Below are 22197 nucleotides of genomic sequence, written 5' to 3'. Positions count from 1 at the left end.
TGATCAGCCTTCCAGTACCCGGATGAGCCGAGCGACCTCGGCGGACATGGCCTCACGACCGGCGCCGAGATAGCGCCGGGGGTCGACGAGCTTCGGGTCGTCGTCGAGTGCGGTGCGCACGCTCGCGGTGAAGTGCTTGTTGAGCTGCGTGGCGATGTTGATCTTCCACATCCCGGCGCGCACCGCGGCCGCGAGGCTCTCGTCGGCCACCCCGGACGACCCGTGCAGCACCAGCGGCACCGGCACCGCCTTGTGCAGCAACGCGATCAGGTCGAAGTCGAGCTCGGCGTCGCGGGTCAGCATCGCGTGCGACGAGCCGACCGCGACGGCGAGGAGGTCCACCCCGGTCGCCGCCACGTACGCGGCGGCGTCGTCGGGGTCGGTGCGCACGCCCGGAGCGTGCACGCCGTCCTTGCCACCGATCTCCCCGAGCTCCGCCTCGACGCCGACACCGGCGGCGTGACAGCGGCGCACGACCTCGGCGGTGCGGGCGACGTTCTCCTCGTGGGGCAGCGCGGAGGCGTCGAACATCACCGACCCGAAGCCGAGGTCCACGGCCTCCTGAACGAGGTCCTCCGACGTGGCGTGGTCGAGGTGCACCGCGACCGGGGTCGTGGCGGCGGCGGCGACCGACAGCGCGGCCACGCCGATCGGGCGAAGGGAACCGTGGTAGCGCGCGACGTTCTCGCTGATCTGCAGCACCACCGGGGTGTTCGTCCGCTGGGCCGCGGCGGTGATCGCCTCGGCGTGCTCGACCTGGATCACGTTGAACGCGGGCACCGGCGCCGGCCCGCCGATCATGTCTCGAAGCTCGACCAACGGCATGTTCTAGTCCTCGGGAACTGGTCGGGGGACGATGCCCGCACGGTGCTTTTCGTAGAAGGCGCGGTCGAAGTCGCCGGCGAGCGGGGCGCGCACCGCGGCCGCCGACAACGCGACGGCCTCGGCGAGACGCTCCGGCCACGGCAGGTGCCACGCGGCGACCAGCGCGGCCACGGCGGCGTCGCCGGCACCGGTCGGATTGCCGGTGAGCACCTCGGGCGGCGCCGCCGTCCACACGCCGTCGGGGCTGTGGACGGTCATGCCGTTCGGGCCGTCGGAGACGAGTGCCGCGCCGGCCCCGAGCGCCAGTGGATCGTCCACAGCGGACGCTCTGGCCAGCTCACCCCGGTTCGGCGTGATCACGGCGGGCCGGGCGGCCGCGCCCAGGGCCAGCGCGGGTCCGTCGGCGTCCAGCACCACCGGTGCCGGCGTGGCGCGCACGAGCGTCGCGTAGGCGTCGGGTGGCAGCCCCTGCGGCAACGACCCCGACAGCACCACGACGTCGGCCCCGGCGGCGAGTTCCTCGTAGTGGACGAGGAAGTCGCCCCACTCCGCGGGCGTGACCACCGGGCCCGGCTCGGCGAAGAGCGTCGCCTGGCCGGAGTCGGTCACGGCGGTGACCGTGCGACGGGTCTCCCCGGCGATCGCGAACATCGCCTCCGGCACACCGGAGCCGGTCAGGTCGTCGCGCAGCGCGGCACCCGCGGCGCCGCCCGCCACCCCCGTGGCGAGCACGGGCACGCCGAGCGCGCACAACACCCGCGCCACGTTCACGCCCTTGCCGCCCGCGCGGACGGCGACGTCGGTGACGCGATGGGTGCCGCCCGGCCGCAGGGCGCCGATCCGGTAGGTGACGTCGAGCGCCGCGTTGAGCGTGACCGTCAGGGCTCTCATGACGTGCCGTCGAGGATCACCGACCGGGTGAGGTTGCGCGGCCTGTCGGGGTCGAGCCCCCGCAGCAGCGCCACCTCCACGGCGAGCCGGTGCACCGACACCAGTTCCGCCAGCGGGTCCCGGCCGTGGGCGACCCACCGGCCGCCGGCTCGGGCGACGTCGGGCTCAAGACCTTCCGGTGCCGTGCCGAACACCCAGACCACCGAGGTCTCGTCGGTGATCGCGATCGGCCCGTGCCGGTACTCGGCGGCCGGGTAGGACTCGGTCCAGCTCAGCGACGCCTCGCGCATCTTCAGCGCGGCCTCCGCCGCGAGGCCGGTGGTCCAGGGCGCGCCACCGAGGAACGTGAACTGGCTGCGCACCACCAGGTCGGCGGGCAGCGGATCGGCGAGCGCCCGTTCCGCGTCGAGCACCGCGTGCTCCAGCCGTTCGCCGAGGTGGGCGCGCAGCAGCACGAGCGCCGTCGTCGCGAACCGCGTCTGCACGACCGAGCGTTCGTCCGCGAACTCCAGCACGACCACCTGGTCGGTCAGCTCGGTCACGGGCGTGCCGGGAGCACCGACGACGGCCGTCGTGGGCACCTTCGACCGCAGCCGCTCCAGCACCTCGGCCACCTCGGTCGTCGTACCGGACCGGCTCAGCGCGAGCACGCGGTCGTACCGGCGGCTGAAGGGGAACTCGGAGGCGGGGAACGCGTCGGTCTCGCCCAGTCCCTCGTCCTCCCGCAACCGGGCGTAGGCCTGGGCCATGAACAGCGACGTGCCGCAGCCGACCACCGCCACGCGCTCACCGGGGGAGGGCAGGGCGGAGGTGACCTCCGGCTGCGCGGCGAGCGCGATCGCCCGGCGCCAGCAGGCCGGCTGGGACGCGATCTCGGCGGCGGTGTGGAGCTGCGCGGAACTGGTGTGCATGGCGGATTCCTTTGGTAGATCAGTCACTTGATGCCCGCTGCGGCCACCGACCGCACGAAGAACCGCTGGGCGAAGAAGAAGACGAGCAGGACGGGCAGCTGGCTCAGCACCGTGCCGGCCATGAGCTTCGGCCAGTTCGTCGTGTGCGCGCCCTGGAAGCTCTGCAGCCCGATCTGGACGGTCATCACGCCTGGGCTCTGCACGGCGATCAGCGGCCAGAGAAAGTCGTTCCAGGTCTGCAGGAACGTGAGCACGGCCAGGGTCGCGAGCGTGGGCCGCATCAACGGCAGCAGCACCCCGAACAACGTCCGCAGCCTGCTCGCGCCGTCGATCCGCGCGGCCTCCTCCAGCTCCCTGGGCAGCGTCGTGAAGAACTGCCGCATCAGGAACACGCCGAACGCGGTGGCGAGGTTCGGGGCGATCAGCGCGCCGAGCGTGTCGACCAGTCCCAGCGACCGCATCATGATCAGCAGCGGCAGCATGACGATCTGGAACGGCACCATCAGCGTCGCGAGCACGAGGAAGAAGGCGAGTCTGCTGCCGATGAACCGGATCCGCGCGAAGGCGTAGCCGGCCAGCGAACAGAGCAGCAGGTTGCCTGCCACGCAGACGATGGACACGACGAAGCTGTTGACCAGCCACGATCCCAGCGGTGCGTCCCGCAGCGCCGCGAGGTAGTTCTCCCACTCGATCCCGCTCGGCAGACCGGGAGGGAACCGCCGCGACTCGGCCTGGGTGGACACCGACACGAGCACCATCCACGCCAGCGGGGTCACCATGACGACGGAGAGCGGCAGCAGTATCAGGTGCAGCGCGCTGGGCCTTCTCATCGGACCTCGAAGTGGGACGTGCGGCGGTTGAACCGCAGCTGGAGGAGGGTGAACGCGCCGATCAGCAGGAACACCGCGCAGCCGATCGCGGCCGCGTAGCCGCCGTCGAAGCTCACGAACGCCTCGTTGTAGAGGTGGTAGACGAGCACGGTGGTCGCGCGCAGCGGACCGCCCTTGGTCGTCACGTAGACGGCGTCGAAGAGCTGCAGACCGTTGATCGTGAGCCACACCAGGAGAAAGCCGGTGGCCGGCGCCACCAGCGGCAGCTCGACGTGCCAGAACGACCCCGCCCGGCCGCAACCGTCCAAAGAGGACGCCTCGATCAGGTCCTTCGGCACGTTCTGCAGCGCCGCCAGGTAGATGATGACCGCGAAGCCGAGCCAGCCCCACACCGTCATCGCCACCACGACGTACAACGCCTGGCCCGGATCGGTGAAGAAGCCCTGCTTGGGCAGGCCGATCGCGTCCAGTGCCGCGTTGACCGGCCCGAACTGCGGGTTCGCCAGCCAGTTGAACATGATGCCGGTCGCGACCGTCGAGGTCACCAGCGGCACGGACACGGCCAGCCGGTACAGCACGACACCGCGGATCTTCTGGTTGAGCATCACCGCGATCGGCAGCGCGAGCACGAGCGTGATCGGCACGAACAGCACGACGTAGACGAGCGTGCGCCCGGCCGCGTCCCAGAACAGCGGGTCGGCGACGAGCTTCGCGTAGTTGTCGCCGCCCGCGAACGTCCCCGGCGAGGTGAGGTCGGTGTGCTGGAACGACAGCACGAACGACCACACCACCGGGGCGAGGCCGAACACGCCGATGAGGATCACCGCGGGGGCGGCGAACCCCCACCCCGCGGTGTGGTCGGCGAGCTTGCGCCTGTCCAGCGTCATGAACCCGCCAGCGCCCGATCGACCTCGTTGCGCGCCTGACCGAGTGCGGCCTCCGGCTCCGCCATGCCGAGCAGGACTGACTGCACGGCGGCGCCGAGGGACTTCGAGATCTGCGGGTACTGCGGGATGTTCGGCCGTGACTTCGTCACGTTCTTCGCCAAGTTGTCCACGAATACGTTGGTACCCGGGTACTTCGCCTCGAACTCCGCGTAGCCCGCCAGGTCCACTTCGGACTGCCGGATCGGCAGGTGGCCGGTGTTCATCGCGAACTCCAGGTGGACCTCCGGGGAAAGCAGCCACTTCAGGAACGGCAGCCCGTCCTTGCGACCCTTCTCCCCGAACACCACGAACATGTCCGGTCCCGCGATCGTCGCGTGGGTGACCTTGCCCGGCAGGATCTGCACGCCGTAGGACACGTCCTTGTTGAGGTTCCCAAGGTCCCATGGTCCCGTCCACAGCATCCCGATTCGTCCGGAGTTGAAGAGGTTGAGGTACTGCTGGTCGCCTTGGTCCAGGTACACCGACTTGTCCGTCACGGACATGTCCCACAACAGCTGCACGGCCTGCTTGCCCGCCTCCGAGGCGAACGCGGCCTTCTTGCCGTCCTTCGAGAGGAGATCGCCGCCCGCCTGCCAGAGCAGGGCGAGGAACCGCCACACCGTGTCCTCGCTGCCATCGTTGACATAGGCCCAGCCGAACCGTCCGTCCGCGGTGAGCTTCTTCGCGGCCGACCGGAAGTCCTCCCACGTCCACGTGGCGGTCGGATAGGAGATCTTGGCTTCGTCGAACAGCTTCTTGTTGTAGACCAGCGACAGGTTGTCCACGAGCGCCGGGACGCCGTAGATCTTCCCGTTCACCGTCGCGGCCTCACGTCCTGCGGCGAACAGGTCGTCCCAGTCGAAGTCCTTGTCACCGCGCAAGACGTCGGTGAGGTCCTGCGTCTGCGGACGGTCGATCAACCCCGTGATCGAAGAGCCGTACTGATAGGCGACCTCGGGTGGGTTGCCCGACGCGAACGACGCCAGCGTCTTCTGCAGCGCGTTGTCGTTGCCGCCGTTGAACACCAGCTCGACCTGCTGCTGCGGATGTGTGGAGTTCCAGCGCGCGGCGAGCTTGTCGAGTGCGGCGGCTTCGTCTGCGGTGTAGCCGTGCCACACCTTCACCTTGCCGTCCGCGCCGGAACCTGTGCCGCAGGCGGCCGTCATGACGAGCGCGGCGCCCATCGTGAGCACCGTGCGGCGACTCGGTCTGCCGTGCGCCATGTCGAGACTCCCTTGCGTGATGACTGCGGCTGTGAGCCGGAACCCTAGGAGAGAATCGCTCAAACAAGCAAGAGTCATGACCGATTGAGATTGTTTGGTGGCCGATATGACGGGATCCACGCTACAGTCGCTCACTCAATCACCACTTCTGAGCGTTCAAGGAGCTTGGCGCCTATGACCTCCCCTGCCCGCGCCCTCACCGCCACCGTGCTCGCCGTGCTCGCCGCGGCGGCCTGCGCCACCGGAGGACTGACCCCGGCGAGCCAGGCGGACGACCTCTCGGCCGCCGCGGTGCAGCTGCCGCCCGTCGGCGCGGTCCTCGACTACCAGCTCGGTGCCGCGTACACGCCGCCCAAGGGCGTGAACCTGGTGACCCGCGACAGCACGGCGTCTCCCGCGCCCGGCATCTACAACATCTGCTACGTCAACGGGTTCCAGACGCAGCCGGCGGACCGCACCACCTGGCTGAACCAGCGCAGCCACCTGCTGCTCAAGGACTCGTCCGGCAAGCCCGTCGTCGACCCGAACTGGCCGGACGAGTTCCTGCTGGACACCTCGACCGCGGCCAAGCGCACCGAGCTCGCCTCGATCATGAGCACGACCATCGACCAGTGCGCGACCAAGGGCTTCAAAGCCGTCGAGGTCGACAACCTGGACTCCTACTCGCGCTCCGGCGGCCGGTTGAGCGTGAGCAACAACCTCGCCTACGCGAAGCTGCTCGCCGACCGCACGCACAACCGCAACCTCGCGATCGGCCAGAAGAACTCCTCCGAGCAGGCCTCACGCGCCCGCACCGAGGTCGGTTTCGACTTCGCGGTCTCCGAGGAATGCCACCGCTGGGAGGAGTGCTCGTCCTACTCCGACGTGTACGGCAAGCACGTGATGGACATCGAGTACACCGACAACCTCCGCGGGACGTTCAAGGACGTGTGCGCCGACCCCGACACTCCGGCCACCACGACGTTGCGCGACCGCTTCCTCGTCGGGCCCGGCGACAGCGCCTACGCGTTCGACCACTGCTGAGGGCTGATCAGGCCGCTCGCTTCAGGTTCGCCCGCACCAGCAGGTAGACGAGGAACGGCCCGCCGATGATCGCCGTGACGATGCCGACGGGCAGGTCGTTGGGCAGCACGGTCCGTGCGATGAGATCAGACCCGATGAGCAGCAACGCGCCGAACAGCCCGGAGGCGATCAACGGCGGGACGGGCGTGCGCAGCAGCCGCATGGTGATCTGCGGCGCGACCAGGGCGACGAACGGCACCGGGCCCGCTGCCGACACCGCGACGCCGGCGAGCAGTACCGCGCACAGCAGCAGTACTGCTCGCACGGCGGAGTAGCGGACCCCGAGCCCGGCCGCGACGTCGTCGCCGAAGTGCATCGGCCGGAACTGGAAGGAGATCGCCAGCACGACCAGCACCAGCGCGACCGTGACCCACAGCGTCGTCCACACCTCGGTCCACGACCGCGAGTCGAGCGACCCGACCAGCCACGACTGCGCGCGGGCGACGTCGCGGATGTCGGCCAGCACCAGCAGCCAGGTGGTGAGCGCCTGCATGACGGCGCTCACCGAGACGCCGATGAGGATCAGCCGGAACCCGTCGATGCCCCGGCGCCACGCCAGGAAGTAGACGAGCAGACCGGTCAGCAGACCGCCGGTCAACGCCGCCGCGGGCAGCCCGACCGCGCCGGTGATCGCCGAGCCGCCAGCCGTCACGAGGAAGACCGCGGTGGCACTGGCGCCGCCGGTGATGCCCAGGACGTCGGGGCTGGCCAGCGGGTTGCGCGCGATGGACTGGGTCAGCGCGCCGGAGATGCCGAGCGCCACGCCGACGATCAGGCCGACGAGCGCACGCGGCATCCGCAGGTCCATGATCACGAACTCGTCGACGCGCTCGCCCTGACCGAAGATCGTCCGGATCACCGCGGGCAGCTCGATCGTGAAGTCGCCGACCGAGATCGACACGCAGAAGACGAGGAACGTCAGCGCGGCCAGGGCCAGGGTGACGAGCACGAGCCACGGCCGCCAGACCCAGGACCAGCCGCCCACGCGGACACCGGCGTGCATCTCAGTGCTCATGCCTGCCTGAACTTCCCGAGCCAGACCAGCGCCGCGAAGAACGGTGCGCCGATGAGGGCGATGACGATGCCCGCCGCCAGTTCGGCCGGGCGGACGACGAGCCGTCCGGCGATGTCGCCGGCGAGCAGCACGAGGGCGCCGAGCAACCCGGCGTACGGCACCAGCCACCGGTAGTCCGGGCCGGTGATCCACCGCGCGATGTGCGCGACCATCAGCCCGAGGAACGCGATCGGCCCGCACGCCGCCGTGGCCGCACCCGCCAGCAACGTGACCGCCACGACCCCGATGGTCCGTCCCGCCGCGATGTTCACGCCGAGCCCGCGCGCCACGTCGTCGCCGAGGTTGAGCAGGTTGATCGCGGGCAGGTTGACCAGCGCGACGACCAGCCCGACGGCCACGAAGACCGCGGTCACGCCGATGACGTTCCACCCGGCACCCTGCACCGAGCCCGCGTTCCAGAACCGCAGCACGTCGAGGGTCTGCTTGTCGGACAAGGCGACCGCGGTGGTCATCGCGGCGAGGAACACCGTGACGCCCTGCCCGGCCAGGGCGAGCGTGAGCGGGTTGCCCGCCCCTCGCCCGAGGCTCGACAGCCCGAACACGAGCACCCCGGCGGCCGCGGCCCCGGCGAACGCGAACCACAGGTACTGGACCGGGTTGTGCAGCCCGAACACCGAGACCGCGAGCACCACGGCGAACGACGCCCCGGAGTTGACGCCGAGCAGGCCGGTGTCCGCGATGGGGTTGCGGGTGTGCCCCTGGATCAACGCGCCCGCGACCCCGAGCGCGAGACCCGCCACGATCGCGAGGACGGTCCTGGGCACGCGCAGGGTCTGCACGATGAGCGTGATCTCGGTGAGCCGCTGGTCGGTGCCGGGGTCGCCGAACAGGCCCTGCCACACCTCGGCCGGGCTGAGTGACCGGGCGCCGACCACCAGCGACAACACCGCCGTGACGGCGAGCAGCACCACCAGCACCGCGAGGCCGCGCAGCCGCCGCGGGCTCGCTTCGGCCGGTGCGGGGCCCGGCCCGCGTCGCTCCACCACCATGCTCACGACGGGCTACGTTAGCCGTCGCCCTCTCGGTCGACCTAGGGCACCCTTACCTAACTGCTTCCGGCCCTGAGGTCACGTGGACGGCCGCCAGCTGCTTGCGCACGCGGTCGGCCTCGTCGTCGCGGCCCTGCTGCTCCAGCATGCGCAGCGCCTGCTGCCAGACCTCCTCCGCCCGCTCGCGCCGTTCGAGCGCGAGGAGCGGTTGGCCGAGGCCGACGAGCACGTTGGCGGTGGTGTAGTCGTCGTTCTCGGCCCGGTAGAGCTCCGCCGCGTACTCGTAGAGCTCGACGGCCTCGGCGTGGTCGCCGACCTGGTGGGCGATGCGGGCGAGCGTGTCGACGGCGTGGGCCTCGCCCTGCCGATCGCCCAGCTCGTGCAGCAGCCTGCGGGCGTTCTCGGCGTGCTCACGGCCGCGGGCGGTGTCGCCGATCTCCGCCGCACAGCAGCCGAAGTTGTTGTGCGCCAACGCGATGAGCACCTGGTTGCCGGTCCGGCGGTAGTGCTCCAGTGCGGCGTGGGCGTGGTCGAACGCCAGCTGGTACTCCTCCCGCATGCCCCACAGCCACGTCAACGCGCCGTGCGCGTCGGCGAGGGGGAGTGGCTCGCCGGTCTGCTCGGCCAGTGCGAGGGCCTCGTCGAGGTGGTGTTGTGCCTCGTCGTAGCGCTGCACCTGGCCGAGGCTGGTGCCCATGACCCGGTGCGCGACGCCTCGTTCCCTCGGGTCGTCGGCGGCGTGGATCGCCGTGCCCCACAACGCCAGCTCGTCGTCGAGATGACCTCGGTGCTGGTTGTACGCGTGCGAGATGCGGGCCAGCAGCACCACGAGGTCCTTCCAGCCGCGCTGGGCAGCGACCTGCTGGGCGGCCTGGCGGGTGCCGCGTTCGGCGTCGAACCACGCCAGCGCGCCCGCCTTGTCCGCGGCCGGGGTGACGAGGACGTCGGTGGGGGCGAGCGCGATCAACGGACGGTGCGGGTCGATCAGCCGGTCGTTGGCGTGGGCGGTGTGCACGTAGTGGTCGACGAGCCTGCGCAGCGCCTCGGTACTGCCGGTGTGCCGCGCCTGTTCGGTCGCGTAGGCCCGGACGAGGTCGTGCATCCGCGCCCGGAAACCGTCGCCGATCGAGATCAGGGACGCCTGCTCCAACGACCGCAGCGTCGTGCGTGCGTCCTCAATGGACACTCCGGCCAGCGCGGCGGCCGCCGGCAGCCCCACGTCCTCGCCCGGCGCGATGCCGAGCAGGGCGAACATCTCCTTCTGCCGGTCGGTCAGCGCCCGGTACGACCAGGAGAGCACGACCGGCACGCTGACGCTGGGATCGGCGTCGAGCGCGCCGAGCCCGAGCTGTTCCAGCTGGCGGGCGATGGCGGCGAGCGAGAGGTCCGGTTCGGTGAGGACGCGGGCGCCGACGATGCTCAACGCCAGCGGCAGCCCGCCGCACAGGTCGATCAGCCGCGCGGCGGCCAGCGGCTCGGCGGTCAGCCTGGCCGCGCCGATCCTGGTGGCCAGCAGCGAGCTCGCGTCGGAGTCGGCGAGCACGTCGAGCCCGAGCGGGGTGGCGCGGCCGGTCAGCCGGTTGCGGCTGGTCACGAGCACGCGGCAGGTGTCGCCGCCGGGCAGCAGCGGGGCGACCTGGGCGGCGTCGACGGCGTTGTCGATCACGACGAGCATGCGCCGTCTCGCGATCAGGCCGCGGAACAGCGCGGCCCTGGCCTGCGCGGTGTGCGGCACGGCGCTCGCGTCGAGGCCGAGCGCGTGCAGGAACCCGCGGATCGCGACGTCCGCGTCCATCGGCGTCTCGTCGGGGCTGAACCCGCGCAGGTCGACGAACAGCTGACCGTCCGGGAAGCGGTGCAGGTTGCGGTGCGCCCAGTGCAGCGCGAGCCACGTCTTGCCCATGCCGCCCGCGCCCGCGATCGCCGCCACCCCCGTGCGCACGGCCTCGTCCAGCTCGGCCAGGTCCTCCTGCCTGCCGACGAACTGCGTGGGCGCGGACGGCAGCTGGCGCGGGACCACGACGGGTGACGGCCCCTCGCCCAGGAGCAGCTCCTCGTGCAGCCGCTTCAGCTCCGGGCCCGGTTCGGTGCCCAGCTCCTCCACCAGGCGGGCGCGGACGGCCAGGAACTGTTCGAGCGCCTCGGAAACGCGGCCCGCCTGCGCGAGCGCCCGCAGGTGCTGCGCCGCCACGCGTTCGTCGAACGGCCGGGCCGCGGCGAGCGCGGCCGTCGTCGCGAGCAGCTCGCGGCCCCGGCCGAGCCGCAGCCGTGCGTCGATCAGGTCGAGCTCGGCGGCGTCGCGTTCCCCACCGAGCTGGTCGCGGGTCCGCGCGGCCCAGTCGCCGCCGATGCCGGTCAGCGGTTCGCCCCGCCACAACGCGACGGCCTCGCCGAGGGTGTCCGCGTCCCGGCGGAGCCTGCGGAACCGCAGCAGGTCCACACTGGACTCGTCGGCGAGCAGCACGTACCCGGTGGGGCGGGTGGCCAGCTCGATCCCGGCCTGCCGCAGCCGGGAGAGGTAGCTGTGCAGCGTCGCCCGTGCGCGTGGTGGCGGCTCGTCACCCCACACGCGTTCGATCAGCTGAGAGACCGGCACGACCTTGTTGACGTCGATCGCCAGCGCCGCGAGCACACACCGCTGACGCGCGGGCCCCAGTTCGACGGGATGGCCGTCGACCCGCGCGCTCACCTCTCCGAGCAGGTCGATCTCGACCGTCAACCGCACCGAACCTCCTGTCGCGCCACGTCGAGCCTAGTCGGCGCTCGTGCGGAACGCGGTCAGCGACCCTTTTCCGCCGTGATGAGCGAAATGACCGCGAGCCCGGTGTTGATCGCGGAGATCAGCACGGTCAGCTTCGCGGCCTTGGCGGGAAGTTCACGGCGCCGGGCCGCGTAGAGCGCGGCGGCCGTGTCCGTGCCGTGGATGAGCACGGCCTGCCGCAGCACCCGCGGTGCCGACGGGTCGTCGGCCTTGAGCATCAGCAGGTCCACCCCGAGAACGAGCGTGCGGATGCCGAACATGCGCGCCGGGTAGACGAACCGGCGGTCGTCGCCCAGCTCGCCGCCGAGGCTCTTCGCCATCCTCCCGGCCGCGAACAACCCCAGCGCGCCGTTGAAGATCCGCACGCACGCCAGTGCGGTCCTCGTGACATCGCCCAGCTTCATCAAGCCACCTCGTTTCGTCGGTGCAGTCTAGGCCGCGAGATGCGTCCACTCAGGCCGTCCGGGTGGCATAGGCTGCCCGTGTGGCGGGCCCGCGCAAGCGTTCTGCGTTGATCGCCCGGCTGGTGAGCGACCAGCCGGGCGGGTCCCAGGGCGCGATCCTCGACGAGCTGCGCCGGTGCCTGCTGGACGGCGGCGTGCCGCCCGGCACCCCGATCCCGCCGGACGAGGTCGCGCAGGTGTTCGGGGTGAGCCGCATCCCCGTGCGCGAGGCGCTCAAGACCCTGATCGGCGAGGGTCTCGTCGAGCACCGGCCCAACCTCGGCTACCACGTCGCCCGGCTGACGACCCGTGAGCTGCACGAGTTGTACGTGGTGCGGGAGGTGCTGGAGGTGGCCGCGCTGACGGCCGCGGTCGCGGCGGCCACCGAGCAGGACGACGCGGAGGCGACCGCCACGCACGAGGCGCTCGGCCGGGCGATCGCGACGCAGGACGTGCGCGCCTACCACCGCGACAGCAGGCGGTTCCACCTGGCGCTGGTCCGCCCGTGCGGCATGCACCGGCTGCTGGCCATGCTGGAGTCGGCGTGGAACACCACGGAACCGGTGCAGCCCATGGCGCACGTGTCCGACGGCGCGAAAGTCGTGCTGCACCAGGACCACCAGGAGATGCTCGCGGCGTTCCTCGCGCGGGACGTGGACACGCTCGTCGCGGCGGCACGGGCGCACCACGGCAGGCTGCGGGCCTCACTGGCCGAGCTGCCCCGGCACACCGGGCTCTTCGTCGACTCCGACTGACGGGGTCCCGGGAAAATATACGGTTCGCGTCATGGGGGCGTAACACGGCGGGACCAGGCTGCTCGCACCACATCCGAGGGCACGAGGAGTTGGTGATGACGGATACAGTCTCCCGCCCGGCGACCGCCGCCGCCCCGCAGTACGACCCGCGTCTGACGAACGCCGACCTGGCACCCCTGGAGAAGCAGACCTGGGGCTCCTACAACATCTTCGCGTTCTGGATGTCCGATGTGCACAGTGTCGGCGGCTACGTGACCGCGGGCAGCCTGTTCATGCTCGGCCTGTCCAGCTGGCAGGTGCTGCTCGCGCTGCTCATCGGCATCGGGATCGTGAACGTCTTCTGCAACCTGGTGGCGAAGCCGAGCCAGGTGACCGGTGTGCCGTACCCGGTGATCTGCCGGGCGTCCTTCGGTGTGCTGGGCGCGAACGTCCCCGCGATCATCCGCGGCCTCATCGCGGTGGCGTGGTACGGCATCCAGACCTACCTCGCGTCCGCGGCGCTGAACGTGGTGCTGCTCAAGCTCTTCCCGGCGTTGATGCCGTACGCGGACGTGCAGCGGTACGGGTTCCTCGGGCTGCCGTTGCTCGGCTGGGGCTCGTTCGCCCTGCTGTGGTTCGTGCAGGCGGCGGTGTTCTGGACCGGCATGGAGACGATCCGCCGGTTCATCGACTTCTGCGGCCCCGCCGTCTACGTGGTGATGTTCCTGCTCACCGGCTACCTGATCTACCGGGCCGGCTGGGGCGCGATCGACCTGAACCTCGGCGAGGTCCGGCTCACCGGCCTCGCGTCGATCCCGGTGATGCTCGGCGCGATCGCGCTGGTGGTGTCGTACTTCTCCGGCCCGATGCTGAACTTCGGCGACTTCTCGCGCTACGGGCGTTCGTTCGCCGCGGTCAAGCGCGGCAACGTGCTCGGCCTGCCGGTGAACTTCCTGGTGTTCTCGGTGCTGGTGGTCGTGACCACGTCGCTGACCCTGCCGGTGTTCGGCCAGCTCATCACCGACCCGGTCGAGACGGTCGCGCGGGTCGACAGCACGCTGGCGATCGTGCTGGGCGCGTTGACGTTCAGCATCGCGACGATCGGCATCAACATCGTCGCGAACTTCATCTCGCCCGCGTTCGACTTCTCCAACGTCAGCCCGCAACGGATCAGCTGGCGCGCGGGCGGCATGATCGCCGCCGTCGGCTCGGTGCTCATCACGCCGTGGAACCTCTACAACAGCCCGGAGGTCATCCACTACACGCTGGAGGTGCTCGGCGCGTTCATCGGCCCGCTGTTCGGCGTGCTGATCGCGGACTACTACCTGGTGCGCAAGCAGAAGGTGGTGGTGGACGACCTGTTCACGCTGTCGCCGGAAGGGCGTTACCACTACCGCAACGGCTACAACCCGAAGGCGATCGCCGCGACGGTGGTCGGCGCGGTCGTCGCGGTGGTCCCGGTCCTGGTGTCCGCGCTCGCTCCCGCCGCGCAGTACAGCTGGTTCGTCGGCATGGGGGTGGGCCTCGCGGTGTACACGCTCCTGTCCCGGCGGGGTCGATGATCGTCAAGGTGGTGAACCCCAACACCAGCGCGGAGATGACCGCGCTGGTGGAGCGGTCGGCCAAGGCCGTCGCGGCGCCGGGCACGACCGTGGTGGCGGTCAGCCCGGCGATGGGGCCCGCGTCGATCGAGAGCCACTACGACGAGGCGCTGAGCGTGCCCGGGCTGCTGGCCGAGATCGCCGCGGGCGAACAGTCCGGTGTGGACGGTTACGTCGTGGCGTGCTTCGGCGACCCGGGGCTCGACGCCGCGCGGGAACTGGCGGCCGGCCCGGTCGTGGGCATCGCCGAGGCGGCCATGCGCACGGCCGCCTACCTGGGCCGGGGTTTCACGGTGGTGACGACGTTGTCGCGCACCCGCGGCCGGGCGTGGGACCTCGCCGAGCGGTACGGGCTGCGCGGGCTGTGCCGGGGTGTGCACGCCTGCGACATCCCGGTGCTGGAGCTGGATGACGCCGCGCTGGACGTGGTCACGGCCGCCTGCGCCCGCGCCGTCGAGTCCGACGGCGCGGACGCGGTCGTGCTCGGCTGCGCGGGCATGACGGACTGGGCGGCGCCGATCTCCGCGGCGATCGGCGTGCCCGTGGTCGACGGCGTCCAGTCCGCCGTCCTCGCGGTGCAGGCGCTGGTGGAGATGGGCCTGCGCACCGGCAAGCGGGACGAGTTCGCCGTCCCGCCGCCGAAGCGGTACGCGGGGTTGCTGCGCGACTTCGGGTCGTGACGGGCGCGCCGGGTTCGGTCCGTTCGTCGGCGTCCGGGTCGTGGGCGTCCGCCCCGCGACCCGGTGCCGATCAGCTCGCCGGGCCGGTCCAGTCGGCGGCGACGTGGCCGATGCGCACGCGCTGCGGGTGGTCGCCGACGGGCACGGAGACGGTCTTCTGGCCGGTGCCGAAGTCGATCGCGGTGATCTGGTCGGCGCCGCTCTCGGAGATGACGCACTGGCGGCCGTCACCGCTGATGGTGGCCCAGTACGGCTTGGAGGCCTTGACGAGCGGGCCCTGCTGCAGGGTGGCGCGGTCGACGACGGTGGCGTAGTCGTCCATGGTCCCGGCGACGCACAGCTTGCTGCCGTCCGGGTTGATGGACAGGCCGTGGTGGCGCGAGTCGTTGACGAACGTGGTGCGGTCGTCGTTCGTGTCCGGGTTCTTCGGCAGCGTCTTCACCTGCGTGATCTGGTCGGTGGCGACGTCGTACTCGAGGAAGCCGTTGAAGAACGACACCTGGAAGTACAGCTTGGAGAAGTCGGGGGAGAACACCGCGGGCCGCACGGCGTTGGACAGGTCGCCGCGGCCGAAGGCGTTGAGCCGGCTGCGCATGTCGATGGTCCGGACGACCTGGTAGGTCGAGGCGTCGACGATCGTGATGTGCCGATCGCCTTTGAGCCAGTCCTGGTCAGGGGCGTCGAAGTTGTTGTTCACCTCGCCGATCGACATGTTCCAGAGGTACCTGCCGCCGTTGGTGAAGATGTTCTCGTGCGGCTTGTCCCCGGTCTTGAACGAGCCGAGCTGCCGGCCGGTGTTGATGTCCAGCACGTGCACGGTGTTCGAGGTCGACGCCGAGACCGCGATCTTGCCACCGTCCGGGGAGACGGCCATGTGGTCGGAACGGAAGCCCGACACCGGGAACCGCCACTTGATCTGCCCGGTGGCGAGGTCGAGCGAGACGACGTCGGCGAAGCTGGGCCGCGAGACGACCACGGCCGAACCGTCGGGGGTGGTGTACATGTCGTCGACGAACTGGTCGTGCCCCTCACCGGGACCGGACCGGATGCCGAGGAAGAACGCCAGCTTGATGGGGTTGAGGTAGATCTCGGTCAGCCGCTGGTTCTTGTCCGGGATGACGTTGAGGCGGCCGATCTTCGCGAAGTCGCCGGTGGACTTGACGACGTCGGCGGTGCCGTCCCAGTTGTTGCCGACGAACATCACCTCGCGCAGCTGGGGCGCGGCGTCGGCGGAGGCGGTGACGCAGGCGGCGAGGACGGTCGCGGCCGCGGCGGCCGTGGTCAGCCGACGGGTGAGAGCGCTCCCGGTGGGAGCTTTCCGGGCAGGGTCGGACATGGCTTTCATCGGTGCTTCTCCGGGTCAGGTAGGCGCCCTGCGACAGGCGCGGACGTGGGAGCACGCCACGTCCGGGCGACGGTCGCAGGGTCTCCGCACGGGCACGTCCCAAGAAGGAGCGCCGAACTTGGCCGGGTCCGGCTCCTACCTACTGGATAGTAGGCTCGCGTGACGCCCGCCACAAGATCGAGGGGGAGTCCCGGTACGGACGTGCTCGACTCACCCGTTCGCGGGCAGGTGGCGGGCCCGGCGCTGCACCAGCACCACGGCCACCACCACCGGCACGGTGAGCAGCGCCGCACCGAGCATGCCGGCCCGCAACCCCACCGCGTTCGCGACCAGACCCATCAGCGGCGGATACAACACCGAGCCCGAGACGCCCGCCGCGGACAGCGCCCCGCTCATCCGGTTCAGCCGGTCCGGGAAGAGGCCGCCGCCGAGCGCCATGATCATCGGGTAGATCGGGCCGTAGCACACGCCCACCAGTCCGAAGAGGACGATCCGCTCGACGGTCCCGGTCATCGCGAGTGCCACCAGCAGCGTCACGCCGGAGGAGACCACGCAGAGGTAGGTGAAGGTGTAGTAGCTCATCCGCTCCACGAACCAGTCCGCGCCCAGCCTGCCGATCGCGAGCCCGGCCCAGTACACCGCCAGCACCAGCGTGGCCTCGGCCACCGTGGTGGTGTCCAGCAGCCGCACCACCCAGTTCGACACCGCGAGCTCCGCCGCGACGTACAGGTTGATGGCGACCGCCAGGCCCGCGAACGGGATGAGGCTGCCCGCGATGCGCAGCCCGCGTGCCTCCCGTTCGGTGGACGCACCGGAGTCGCGGCCCTTGCCCGACGGCATCGACCCGGTGAGCACCACCGCGGCGACACCCGCGCTCACCACCGCCGTGCCGAGGAGGACCGGACGCCAGCCGATGTCCACAAGGGACAGACCGCCCACGGCGAGCGGGCCGGTGAACGCGCCCAGCGCCACGTACAGGTGCAACCGGTTCATCGCCCGGCCCGGCTCGTCGCGGTGCAGGTCCAGGAAAAGACCGTTGATACCGCCCTCCAGCACGCCGGTGGCCCAGTAGCTCGGCGCCGCGGCGACCACGAGCAGCGTCCAGTCCTGGCAGGCCGCCATCAGCGCGAGACTCACCGGATAGGCGACCAGCGCGGAACCCAGCACGACCTGCCTGCCGAACCGGTCCACCAGGTAGCCGCTGGTGACCGCGCCGAGCGTGTACAGCAGCGCGCCGGCCAGCAGCAACACCCCGAAGTCCGCGTCGCCGCGCCCGAAGTCGGTCAGCAGCGACCGGACCAGCGACGGCAGCAGGACGAGGTTCCAGCCCACCAGGAAGAAGACCGCGTACACCGCCACCCGGAGCCTTCCCCGGCGCGGCGGCGCGGTGCTCGTCATCGTGTCCTCCACCGGATTTCCCTTCATCGGTTCCTCCGGACCCGGCCGGCGAGACCGGCCAGCTCCGCGTGCAGGTCCGCGCTCGCCGCGGCGAGGACCGTCCTGCTGGTGTGGTCGAGCGCGGCACCGTCCACTGTGGTCGCCACCCCGCCGGCCTCCCGCACGGCCAGTGCTCCCGCCGCGTAGTCCCACGGCCCGCCGTCGATCTCCACGAACCCGGCCAGGCCGCCGGCCGCGACGGACGCCAGTGCCGCGGCGCCGCACCCCTGCATGCGGATTTCGGCGCCGTGGTCCCAAATGGCGTGCAACAGCTCCCGGGCCTCGTCGCGCAACGGTGGCGCGGAAGCGCTGAGCCCGACCGCCGGAGCGGCCACCGGTGCCTGGCCGCCGAGCGAGAGCCGCCGCCCGTCCGACCACGCGCCGCCACCGCGTTCGGCGATGACCGCGGTGCCCGCCAACGGATCGTGGAAGCCCCCCGCGACCACCGCACCGCGCTCCACGAGCGCTATCGTCACGCCCCACGGCCGCAGCCCGCGCACGTAGTTGCCCGTGCCGTCCAACGGATCGACCAGCCACACCCGGTCCGGGTCACCGGCGAGCGCGCCGGACTCCTCGGCGAGCACCGTGTCCCCGGGCCAGCGGCCGCGCAGCGCGCGCAGGATGAGCGACTCCGACGCGTGGTCGGCGGCGGTGACCAGGTCGGTGCCCTGCTTGCGCACCACCGACGAGGCGCTGCCGGCCTGCAGGTCCAGCAGCACCCGGCCCGCCTCGTGCAGCACCTCGTCGATGAAGTCGGTCACGCTCATACCGGCAGTGCGTCCCGGTCCCGGCGCTCGAAGAAGTCCGCGAGGATCGCGTTGTCCTCGTAGCCCAGCTCGTGCGCGCCGATCTCGGCCCTGGTGAACCACTTCAGGCGTTGTCCCTCGGTCAGGACGACCTGGTCGAGGTTCAAGTCGATCTCGGTCCAGAAGGTGTGCTCGACGCCGTACGCGCGGGTGGCCGAGACCAGGGGACGCACCGCGTCCCGGTCCAGCACGACCCCCATCTCCTCCTCGATCTCGCGCCGGATGCACTCGTGGGGCTTCTCGCCGGTTTCGAGGTAGCCGCCCGGCAGGCACCACGTGTTCGGGAACTTGATGGTCGGCTTGTCGTCGCGCAGGTACAGCAGCACCTCCCCGGCCGAGTTGATCATCACGATGTTGGTGCCCTCGTCCATGTGCGGTTTCCTGTCAGGCGGCTTGTGCGGTGTAGGCGAGCGTTACCTTGCGGACGGCGCTGATGACGTCCTCGACGTCCTGGCCGGTCATCTTCGGGTACAGCGGCAGCGAGACGATCCGCTCGGAGACGTCCGCCGCCACCGGCAGGTCCTCCGGCTTCATGCCCAGCCGGTCGCGGTAGTACGGCTGCAGGTGCATGGACCTGAAGTGCACCCCCGTGCCGATGCCCTCCTCGCGCAGGGCGATCATGAACTCGTCCCTGGTCACGTCGAGCAGGCCGAGGTCGAGCCGCACGACGTACAGGTGGTGCGAGTGCGTGCCGAAACCCCTGTGCGCCAACGGGCGCAGCGCGGGGAGCCCGGCGAACGCCGCGTCGTACCTGGCCGCGTACCGGGCGCGGACCTCGCGGAAGGCGTCGAGCTTCGTGAGCTGGTGCAGACCGAGGGAGGCCTGCACGTCGGTCATGTTGTACTTGTAGCCGGGTTCGATGAGCTCCCAGTGCAGCGAGGCGTCGGGTGCGTAGCGCTTCCAGGCGTCCCGCGAGATGCCGTGCAGGCTCAGCACCCTGGCCCGGTCCGCGATCTCGTCGTCGTCGGTGACCAGCAGCCCGCCCTCGGCGGTCGTCAGGTTCTTCGTGGGGTAGAAGCTGAACGCCGCCGCGGTGCTCAGCCCGCCGACCTTGCGGTCGCCGTGCGTCGCGCCCATGGCGTGCGCGGCGTCCTCGAACACCGGCAGGCCGTGCCGCTCGGCGATGGCCAGCAGCGCGTCCATGTCGCAGGTCTGCCCGGCGATGTGCACGGGCAGGATCGCCTTCGTCCGCGGGGTGATGGCCTGCTCGACCTTCGCGGGATCGATGTTCAGCGTGTCCGGCTCGACGTCGACGAACACCGGGGTGGCGCCCAGGTGCAGCACGACGTTCGCGGTGGCGGGCCACGACACCGGCGTGGTGATGACCTCGTCACCGGGCCCGATGCCCAGCGCGGCGAGACCGACGTGCAGCGCGCCGGTGCACGAGTTCATCGCGATCGCGTGGCGCACACCGAGGTATTCGGCGCACCGAGCCTCGAACCGCTTCGTCTTGGGTCCCGTGGTGAGCCATCCGGACCGCAGCGTGTCCAGGACCTCCTGCTCCTCCTCGCGCCCGATCAGCGGCAACGCGAACGGCAGGAAGGCGCGGCGCACCTGTTCGCCGCCCTCGCGCGCAGGTGTCGCCACCACCGCCTTCAACGAGGCCACGGTGGAGAACCGGGGGTCGTCCGTCTCGACGGCTTCGACGCTCAACGCCCGCCGCAGCTCGTCGACGCCGCGCTCGACGGTCATCTCGGGCACGAACCCGGTGAGCTTCTCGAAACCGGCCTGGCTCACCCGGTAGCTGCGCTGGTCCAGGCCGCCTTCCCGCACGTCCAGCAGCACGCCGCCGATCCGTTCGCCGATCCGCTCGGCGAGCTCGCCGACCGTGACGTTCTCGCCGACGACGTTGAACGCCCCGCCCACCGGGACGTCCTCGAGCGGCATGTTCACGCAGTGCAGGTAGGCCGCCGCGGCGTCGCGCACGTGCAGCAGGGGCCGCCACTGGCCGCCGCCGTTGACCTGGATGGGGTTGCCGGAGACCGCGTGCGAGACCATCCGGTTCACCACCAGGTCCAGGCGCATCCTCGGCGAGACGCCGAACAACGTCGCCATGCGCAACGAGATCACCCGGAACTCGTCCGTGGCGAGCTCGTTCAGCGCCTGCTCGGTCGCCTGCTTCGTGGACGCGTAGACGGTGAGCGGGCGCTGTTCCGACGACTCGTCCAGCACGGTGTCGTCGCTCGCGCCGTAGACGCTGCACGACGAGGCGAACACGAACCTGCTCACCCCTTCGTCGGCGGCGAGCTCGGCCAGCCTGATGGTGGCGTCCTGGTTGATCTCCACCGTCCAGTTCGGAGCGAGGTCGCCCGCCGGGTCGTTGCTGATCGCGGCGAGCGAGATGACCGTGTCCACGCCGGCCAGGTCCGCGGCGGTGACGTCGCGGACGTCGCAGTGCCTGATCTCCAGGCCGGGAGCCTTCGCGACCTTCCGCAAGGGCTGGTCGCCGAAGTAGAACTTGTCGACCGCCACCACGCGGTGACCGGCCTTCAACAGGACGGGCAACAGCACCGAGCCCAAATAGCCCGCGGCGCCCGTGACCATGATTTTCCTGCTTTCCAGCACTGATTCTCCCCCAAGGAAAAAGGTGATGAACAGGGGTGGGCTCTTTCGCGCGCCGTGAAGTGATCGCGGCGCCGATTCCGCCCCCAGCCGCTGCCGCTTATGTCCCCTTGGTCCCGATGTTAGCGGTCACCTGAACAACCGTAAAGAGCGAATGTATCTCTGTGTGGCGGCCCGACTACCGACTGTTCATGCATCTGTCAAGGAACTTCCGCGGAATTCCCCGAAATTGTGCGAACGTCTCGATTCGACCTGTATTCGACTCGAATTCGCTCGAAATGAACGGGGCACCGGCGGAAGCGCCGCGGGTGCACCTGGCGTATCTTCCTGCCTCATGCCGGCCGATCTTCCCGCCCGTCCGTTGCCCGATGAGGGGTTCGTCCTGACCAGGACCAAGGTCGCGACCGTGCTCGCCGCGGGTGTCGTCGCCGGGGCCGCGGTGTCCCTCGCCGGGTACCTGGAGTTCGGGCCGCTCGTCGGGTGGGACGTGGCGACGCTGGTCTACCTCACGTGGGTGTGGGTGCTGATCTGGCCGATGAACGCCGAGGAGACCGCCCAGCACGCCGTCCGCAACGATCCGACGCGCACCGGCGGCGAACTGGTGCTGCTCTGCGCGGCGATCGCCAGCCTGGTGTCGGTGGGGTTCGTGCTCGCCCGCGCCGCGCACACCACCGGCACGCCGGAGCTGCTGCGGGTCGGGCTGGGCGTGCTGTCCGTGGTGCTGTCGTGGACGGTGGTGCACACGATCTTCACGTTGCGCTACGCCCGGCTGTACTACGTCGACGACGACGGCGGCATCGACTTCAACCAGAAGCAGCCGCCGGACTACGGCGACTTCGCCTACATCGCCTTCAGCATCGGCATGACGTTCCAGGTGTCCGACACCTCGTTGTCCGCCAGGGACATCCGCCGCACGGTGTTGCGGCACTCGCTGCTGTCGTACCTGTTCGGCACCGGCGTGCTCGCCACGACCATCAACCTCGTCGCGAGCATCAGCAGCACCTGACCGCCGGACGAATTTAAACGATTCACAAGCCGTGTCCGGTTTCGGACACGTGCCTTGACACGCTCTCACGCACCGAACAGGCTGGCTCTC

General features: G+C 70.5%; 20 protein-coding genes. 5 read left to right on the top strand and 15 right to left on the bottom strand.

The window, feature by feature from the left end:
* Window positions 1-3: 3 nt before the first annotated feature.
* Genes ACWEIJ_RS04595 through ACWEIJ_RS04570 form a run of 6 tightly spaced genes read right to left on the bottom strand, consistent with a single transcriptional unit; the run spans window position 4 to window position 5606 of the window.
* Complete coding sequence (locus tag ACWEIJ_RS04595) at window positions 4-825, bottom strand: class II fructose-bisphosphate aldolase (RefSeq protein ID WP_449835793.1); 822 nt, start codon at window positions 823-825, stop codon at window positions 4-6.
* 3 nt (window positions 826-828) lie between these two features.
* Window positions 829-1716: a 1-phosphofructokinase family hexose kinase gene (locus ACWEIJ_RS04590; RefSeq protein ID WP_449835792.1), complete on the bottom strand. Its 888-nt coding sequence runs from the start codon at window positions 1714-1716 to the stop codon at window positions 829-831.
* A complete protein-coding gene (locus tag ACWEIJ_RS04585; RefSeq protein WP_449835791.1) occupies window positions 1713-2627 on the bottom strand; it encodes an SIS domain-containing protein in 915 nt (304 codons plus the stop codon). The genes ACWEIJ_RS04590 and ACWEIJ_RS04585 overlap by 4 nt, the downstream gene beginning before the upstream one ends.
* A 23-nt stretch (window positions 2628-2650) precedes the next feature.
* Entirely contained in the window at window positions 2651-3457 is an 807-nt protein-coding gene (locus ACWEIJ_RS04580; protein ID WP_449835790.1) for a carbohydrate ABC transporter permease, read from the bottom strand.
* Complete coding sequence (locus ACWEIJ_RS04575) at window positions 3454-4344, bottom strand: carbohydrate ABC transporter permease (protein ID WP_449835789.1); 891 nt, start codon at window positions 4342-4344, stop codon at window positions 3454-3456. The genes ACWEIJ_RS04580 and ACWEIJ_RS04575 overlap by 4 nt, the downstream gene beginning before the upstream one ends.
* The gene (locus ACWEIJ_RS04570; protein WP_449835788.1) at window positions 4341-5606 is read right to left on the bottom strand and encodes an ABC transporter substrate-binding protein; all 1266 of its coding nucleotides are present in this window, start codon (window positions 5604-5606) and stop codon (window positions 4341-4343) included. The genes ACWEIJ_RS04575 and ACWEIJ_RS04570 overlap by 4 nt, the downstream gene beginning before the upstream one ends.
* Window positions 5607-5780: 174 nt before the next feature.
* On the opposite strand from ACWEIJ_RS04570, the gene ACWEIJ_RS04565 reads away from it, so the two are divergent.
* Entirely contained in the window at window positions 5781-6629 is an 849-nt protein-coding gene (locus ACWEIJ_RS04565; RefSeq protein WP_449835787.1) for an endo alpha-1,4 polygalactosaminidase, read from the top strand.
* Between the two features lie 7 nt (window positions 6630-6636).
* On the opposite strand, the gene ACWEIJ_RS04560 is transcribed toward ACWEIJ_RS04565, so the two are convergent.
* The 4 genes from ACWEIJ_RS04560 to ACWEIJ_RS04545 are packed head-to-tail and all read right to left on the bottom strand — an operon-like array spanning window position 6637 to window position 11897.
* The gene (locus ACWEIJ_RS04560) at window positions 6637-7683 is read right to left on the bottom strand and encodes a FecCD family ABC transporter permease (protein WP_449835786.1); all 1047 of its coding nucleotides are present in this window, start codon (window positions 7681-7683) and stop codon (window positions 6637-6639) included.
* A complete protein-coding gene (locus ACWEIJ_RS04555; protein ID WP_449836341.1) occupies window positions 7680-8732 on the bottom strand; it encodes a FecCD family ABC transporter permease in 1053 nt (350 codons plus the stop codon). Before ACWEIJ_RS04555 ends, ACWEIJ_RS04560 begins: the two co-directional genes overlap by 4 nt.
* Window positions 8733-8784: 52 nt before the next feature.
* Window positions 8785-11457 (bottom strand): BTAD domain-containing putative transcriptional regulator, encoded by a 2673-nt coding sequence (locus tag ACWEIJ_RS04550; protein WP_449835785.1) that lies wholly within the window; start codon window positions 11455-11457, stop codon window positions 8785-8787.
* A gap of 53 nt (window positions 11458-11510) precedes the next feature.
* Window positions 11511-11897 (bottom strand): hypothetical protein, encoded by a 387-nt coding sequence (locus ACWEIJ_RS04545; RefSeq protein WP_449835784.1) that lies wholly within the window; start codon window positions 11895-11897, stop codon window positions 11511-11513.
* Between the two features lie 80 nt (window positions 11898-11977).
* On the opposite strand from ACWEIJ_RS04545, the gene ACWEIJ_RS04540 reads away from it, so the two are divergent.
* From ACWEIJ_RS04540 to ACWEIJ_RS04530, 3 genes are all read left to right on the top strand, one after another.
* Window positions 11978-12691 (top strand): GntR family transcriptional regulator, encoded by a 714-nt coding sequence (locus ACWEIJ_RS04540; RefSeq protein WP_449835783.1) that lies wholly within the window; start codon window positions 11978-11980, stop codon window positions 12689-12691.
* Window positions 12692-12786: 95 nt separating this feature from the next.
* Window positions 12787-14232: an NCS1 family nucleobase:cation symporter-1 gene (locus tag ACWEIJ_RS04535; RefSeq protein WP_449835782.1), complete on the top strand. Its 1446-nt coding sequence runs from the start codon at window positions 12787-12789 to the stop codon at window positions 14230-14232.
* A complete protein-coding gene (locus tag ACWEIJ_RS04530; protein ID WP_449835781.1) occupies window positions 14229-14951 on the top strand; it encodes an aspartate/glutamate racemase family protein in 723 nt (240 codons plus the stop codon). The genes ACWEIJ_RS04535 and ACWEIJ_RS04530 overlap by 4 nt, the downstream gene beginning before the upstream one ends.
* A gap of 70 nt (window positions 14952-15021) precedes the next feature.
* On the opposite strand, the gene ACWEIJ_RS04525 is transcribed toward ACWEIJ_RS04530, so the two are convergent.
* The 5 genes from ACWEIJ_RS04525 to ACWEIJ_RS04505 form a co-directional block, all read right to left on the bottom strand.
* Window positions 15022-16287: a YncE family protein gene (locus ACWEIJ_RS04525; RefSeq protein ID WP_449835780.1), complete on the bottom strand. Its 1266-nt coding sequence runs from the start codon at window positions 16285-16287 to the stop codon at window positions 15022-15024.
* Between the two features lie 219 nt (window positions 16288-16506).
* Window positions 16507-17694: an MFS transporter gene (locus ACWEIJ_RS04520; protein WP_449835779.1), complete on the bottom strand. Its 1188-nt coding sequence runs from the start codon at window positions 17692-17694 to the stop codon at window positions 16507-16509.
* Between the two features lie 23 nt (window positions 17695-17717).
* Window positions 17718-18500, bottom strand: coding sequence for an inositol monophosphatase family protein (locus ACWEIJ_RS04515; protein WP_449835778.1), 783 nt, complete (start codon window positions 18498-18500; stop codon window positions 17718-17720).
* Window positions 18497-18910, bottom strand: a complete 414-nt coding sequence (locus ACWEIJ_RS04510) for an NUDIX domain-containing protein (RefSeq protein ID WP_449835777.1) — start codon at window positions 18908-18910, stop codon at window positions 18497-18499. Before ACWEIJ_RS04510 ends, ACWEIJ_RS04515 begins: the two co-directional genes overlap by 4 nt.
* A gap of 13 nt (window positions 18911-18923) precedes the next feature.
* Complete coding sequence (locus ACWEIJ_RS04505; protein ID WP_449835776.1) at window positions 18924-21083, bottom strand: aminotransferase class I/II-fold pyridoxal phosphate-dependent enzyme; 2160 nt, start codon at window positions 21081-21083, stop codon at window positions 18924-18926.
* A 352-nt stretch (window positions 21084-21435) separates the two neighbouring features.
* Between ACWEIJ_RS04505 and ACWEIJ_RS04500 the strand changes: the two genes are divergently transcribed.
* The gene (locus ACWEIJ_RS04500) at window positions 21436-22107 is read left to right on the top strand and encodes a DUF1345 domain-containing protein (protein WP_449835775.1); all 672 of its coding nucleotides are present in this window, start codon (window positions 21436-21438) and stop codon (window positions 22105-22107) included.
* The last annotated feature ends 90 nt before the right edge of the window (window positions 22108-22197 follow it).

This window comes from Lentzea sp. NPDC004789 (assembly GCF_053601075.1).
The sequence above is the reverse complement of the archived record's forward strand: the minus strand, read 5'-3'. Positions and strand labels throughout refer to the sequence as shown.

Coding starts and splice junctions, on each gene's coding strand:
- ACWEIJ_RS04595 (WP_449835793.1), bottom strand. CDS start 825: ATGCCGTTGGTCGAGCTTCGAGACATGATCGGCGGGCCGGCGCCGGTG.
- ACWEIJ_RS04590 (WP_449835792.1), bottom strand. CDS start 1,716: ATGAGAGCCCTGACGGTCACGCTCAACGCGGCGCTCGACGTCACCTAC.
- ACWEIJ_RS04585 (WP_449835791.1), bottom strand. CDS start 2,627: ATGCACACCAGTTCCGCGCAGCTCCACACCGCCGCCGAGATCGCGTCC.
- ACWEIJ_RS04580 (WP_449835790.1), bottom strand. CDS start 3,457: ATGAGAAGGCCCAGCGCGCTGCACCTGATACTGCTGCCGCTCTCCGTC.
- ACWEIJ_RS04575 (WP_449835789.1), bottom strand. CDS start 4,344: ATGACGCTGGACAGGCGCAAGCTCGCCGACCACACCGCGGGGTGGGGG.
- ACWEIJ_RS04570 (WP_449835788.1), bottom strand. CDS start 5,606: ATGGCGCACGGCAGACCGAGTCGCCGCACGGTGCTCACGATGGGCGCC.
- ACWEIJ_RS04565 (WP_449835787.1), top strand. CDS start 5,781: ATGACCTCCCCTGCCCGCGCCCTCACCGCCACCGTGCTCGCCGTGCTC.
- ACWEIJ_RS04560 (WP_449835786.1), bottom strand. CDS start 7,683: ATGAGCACTGAGATGCACGCCGGTGTCCGCGTGGGCGGCTGGTCCTGG.
- ACWEIJ_RS04555 (WP_449836341.1), bottom strand. CDS start 8,732: ATGGTGGTGGAGCGACGCGGGCCGGGCCCCGCACCGGCCGAAGCGAGC.
- ACWEIJ_RS04545 (WP_449835784.1), bottom strand. CDS start 11,897: ATGAAGCTGGGCGATGTCACGAGGACCGCACTGGCGTGCGTGCGGATC.
- ACWEIJ_RS04535 (WP_449835782.1), top strand. CDS start 12,787: ATGACGGATACAGTCTCCCGCCCGGCGACCGCCGCCGCCCCGCAGTAC.
- ACWEIJ_RS04530 (WP_449835781.1), top strand. CDS start 14,229: ATGATCGTCAAGGTGGTGAACCCCAACACCAGCGCGGAGATGACCGCG.
- ACWEIJ_RS04525 (WP_449835780.1), bottom strand. CDS start 16,287: ATGTCCGACCCTGCCCGGAAAGCTCCCACCGGGAGCGCTCTCACCCGT.
- ACWEIJ_RS04520 (WP_449835779.1), bottom strand. CDS start 17,694: ATGACGAGCACCGCGCCGCCGCGCCGGGGAAGGCTCCGGGTGGCGGTG.
- ACWEIJ_RS04515 (WP_449835778.1), bottom strand. CDS start 18,500: ATGAGCGTGACCGACTTCATCGACGAGGTGCTGCACGAGGCGGGCCGG.
- ACWEIJ_RS04510 (WP_449835777.1), bottom strand. CDS start 18,910: ATGGACGAGGGCACCAACATCGTGATGATCAACTCGGCCGGGGAGGTG.
- ACWEIJ_RS04505 (WP_449835776.1), bottom strand. CDS start 21,083: ATGGTCACGGGCGCCGCGGGCTATTTGGGCTCGGTGCTGTTGCCCGTC.
- ACWEIJ_RS04500 (WP_449835775.1), top strand. CDS start 21,436: ATGCCGGCCGATCTTCCCGCCCGTCCGTTGCCCGATGAGGGGTTCGTC.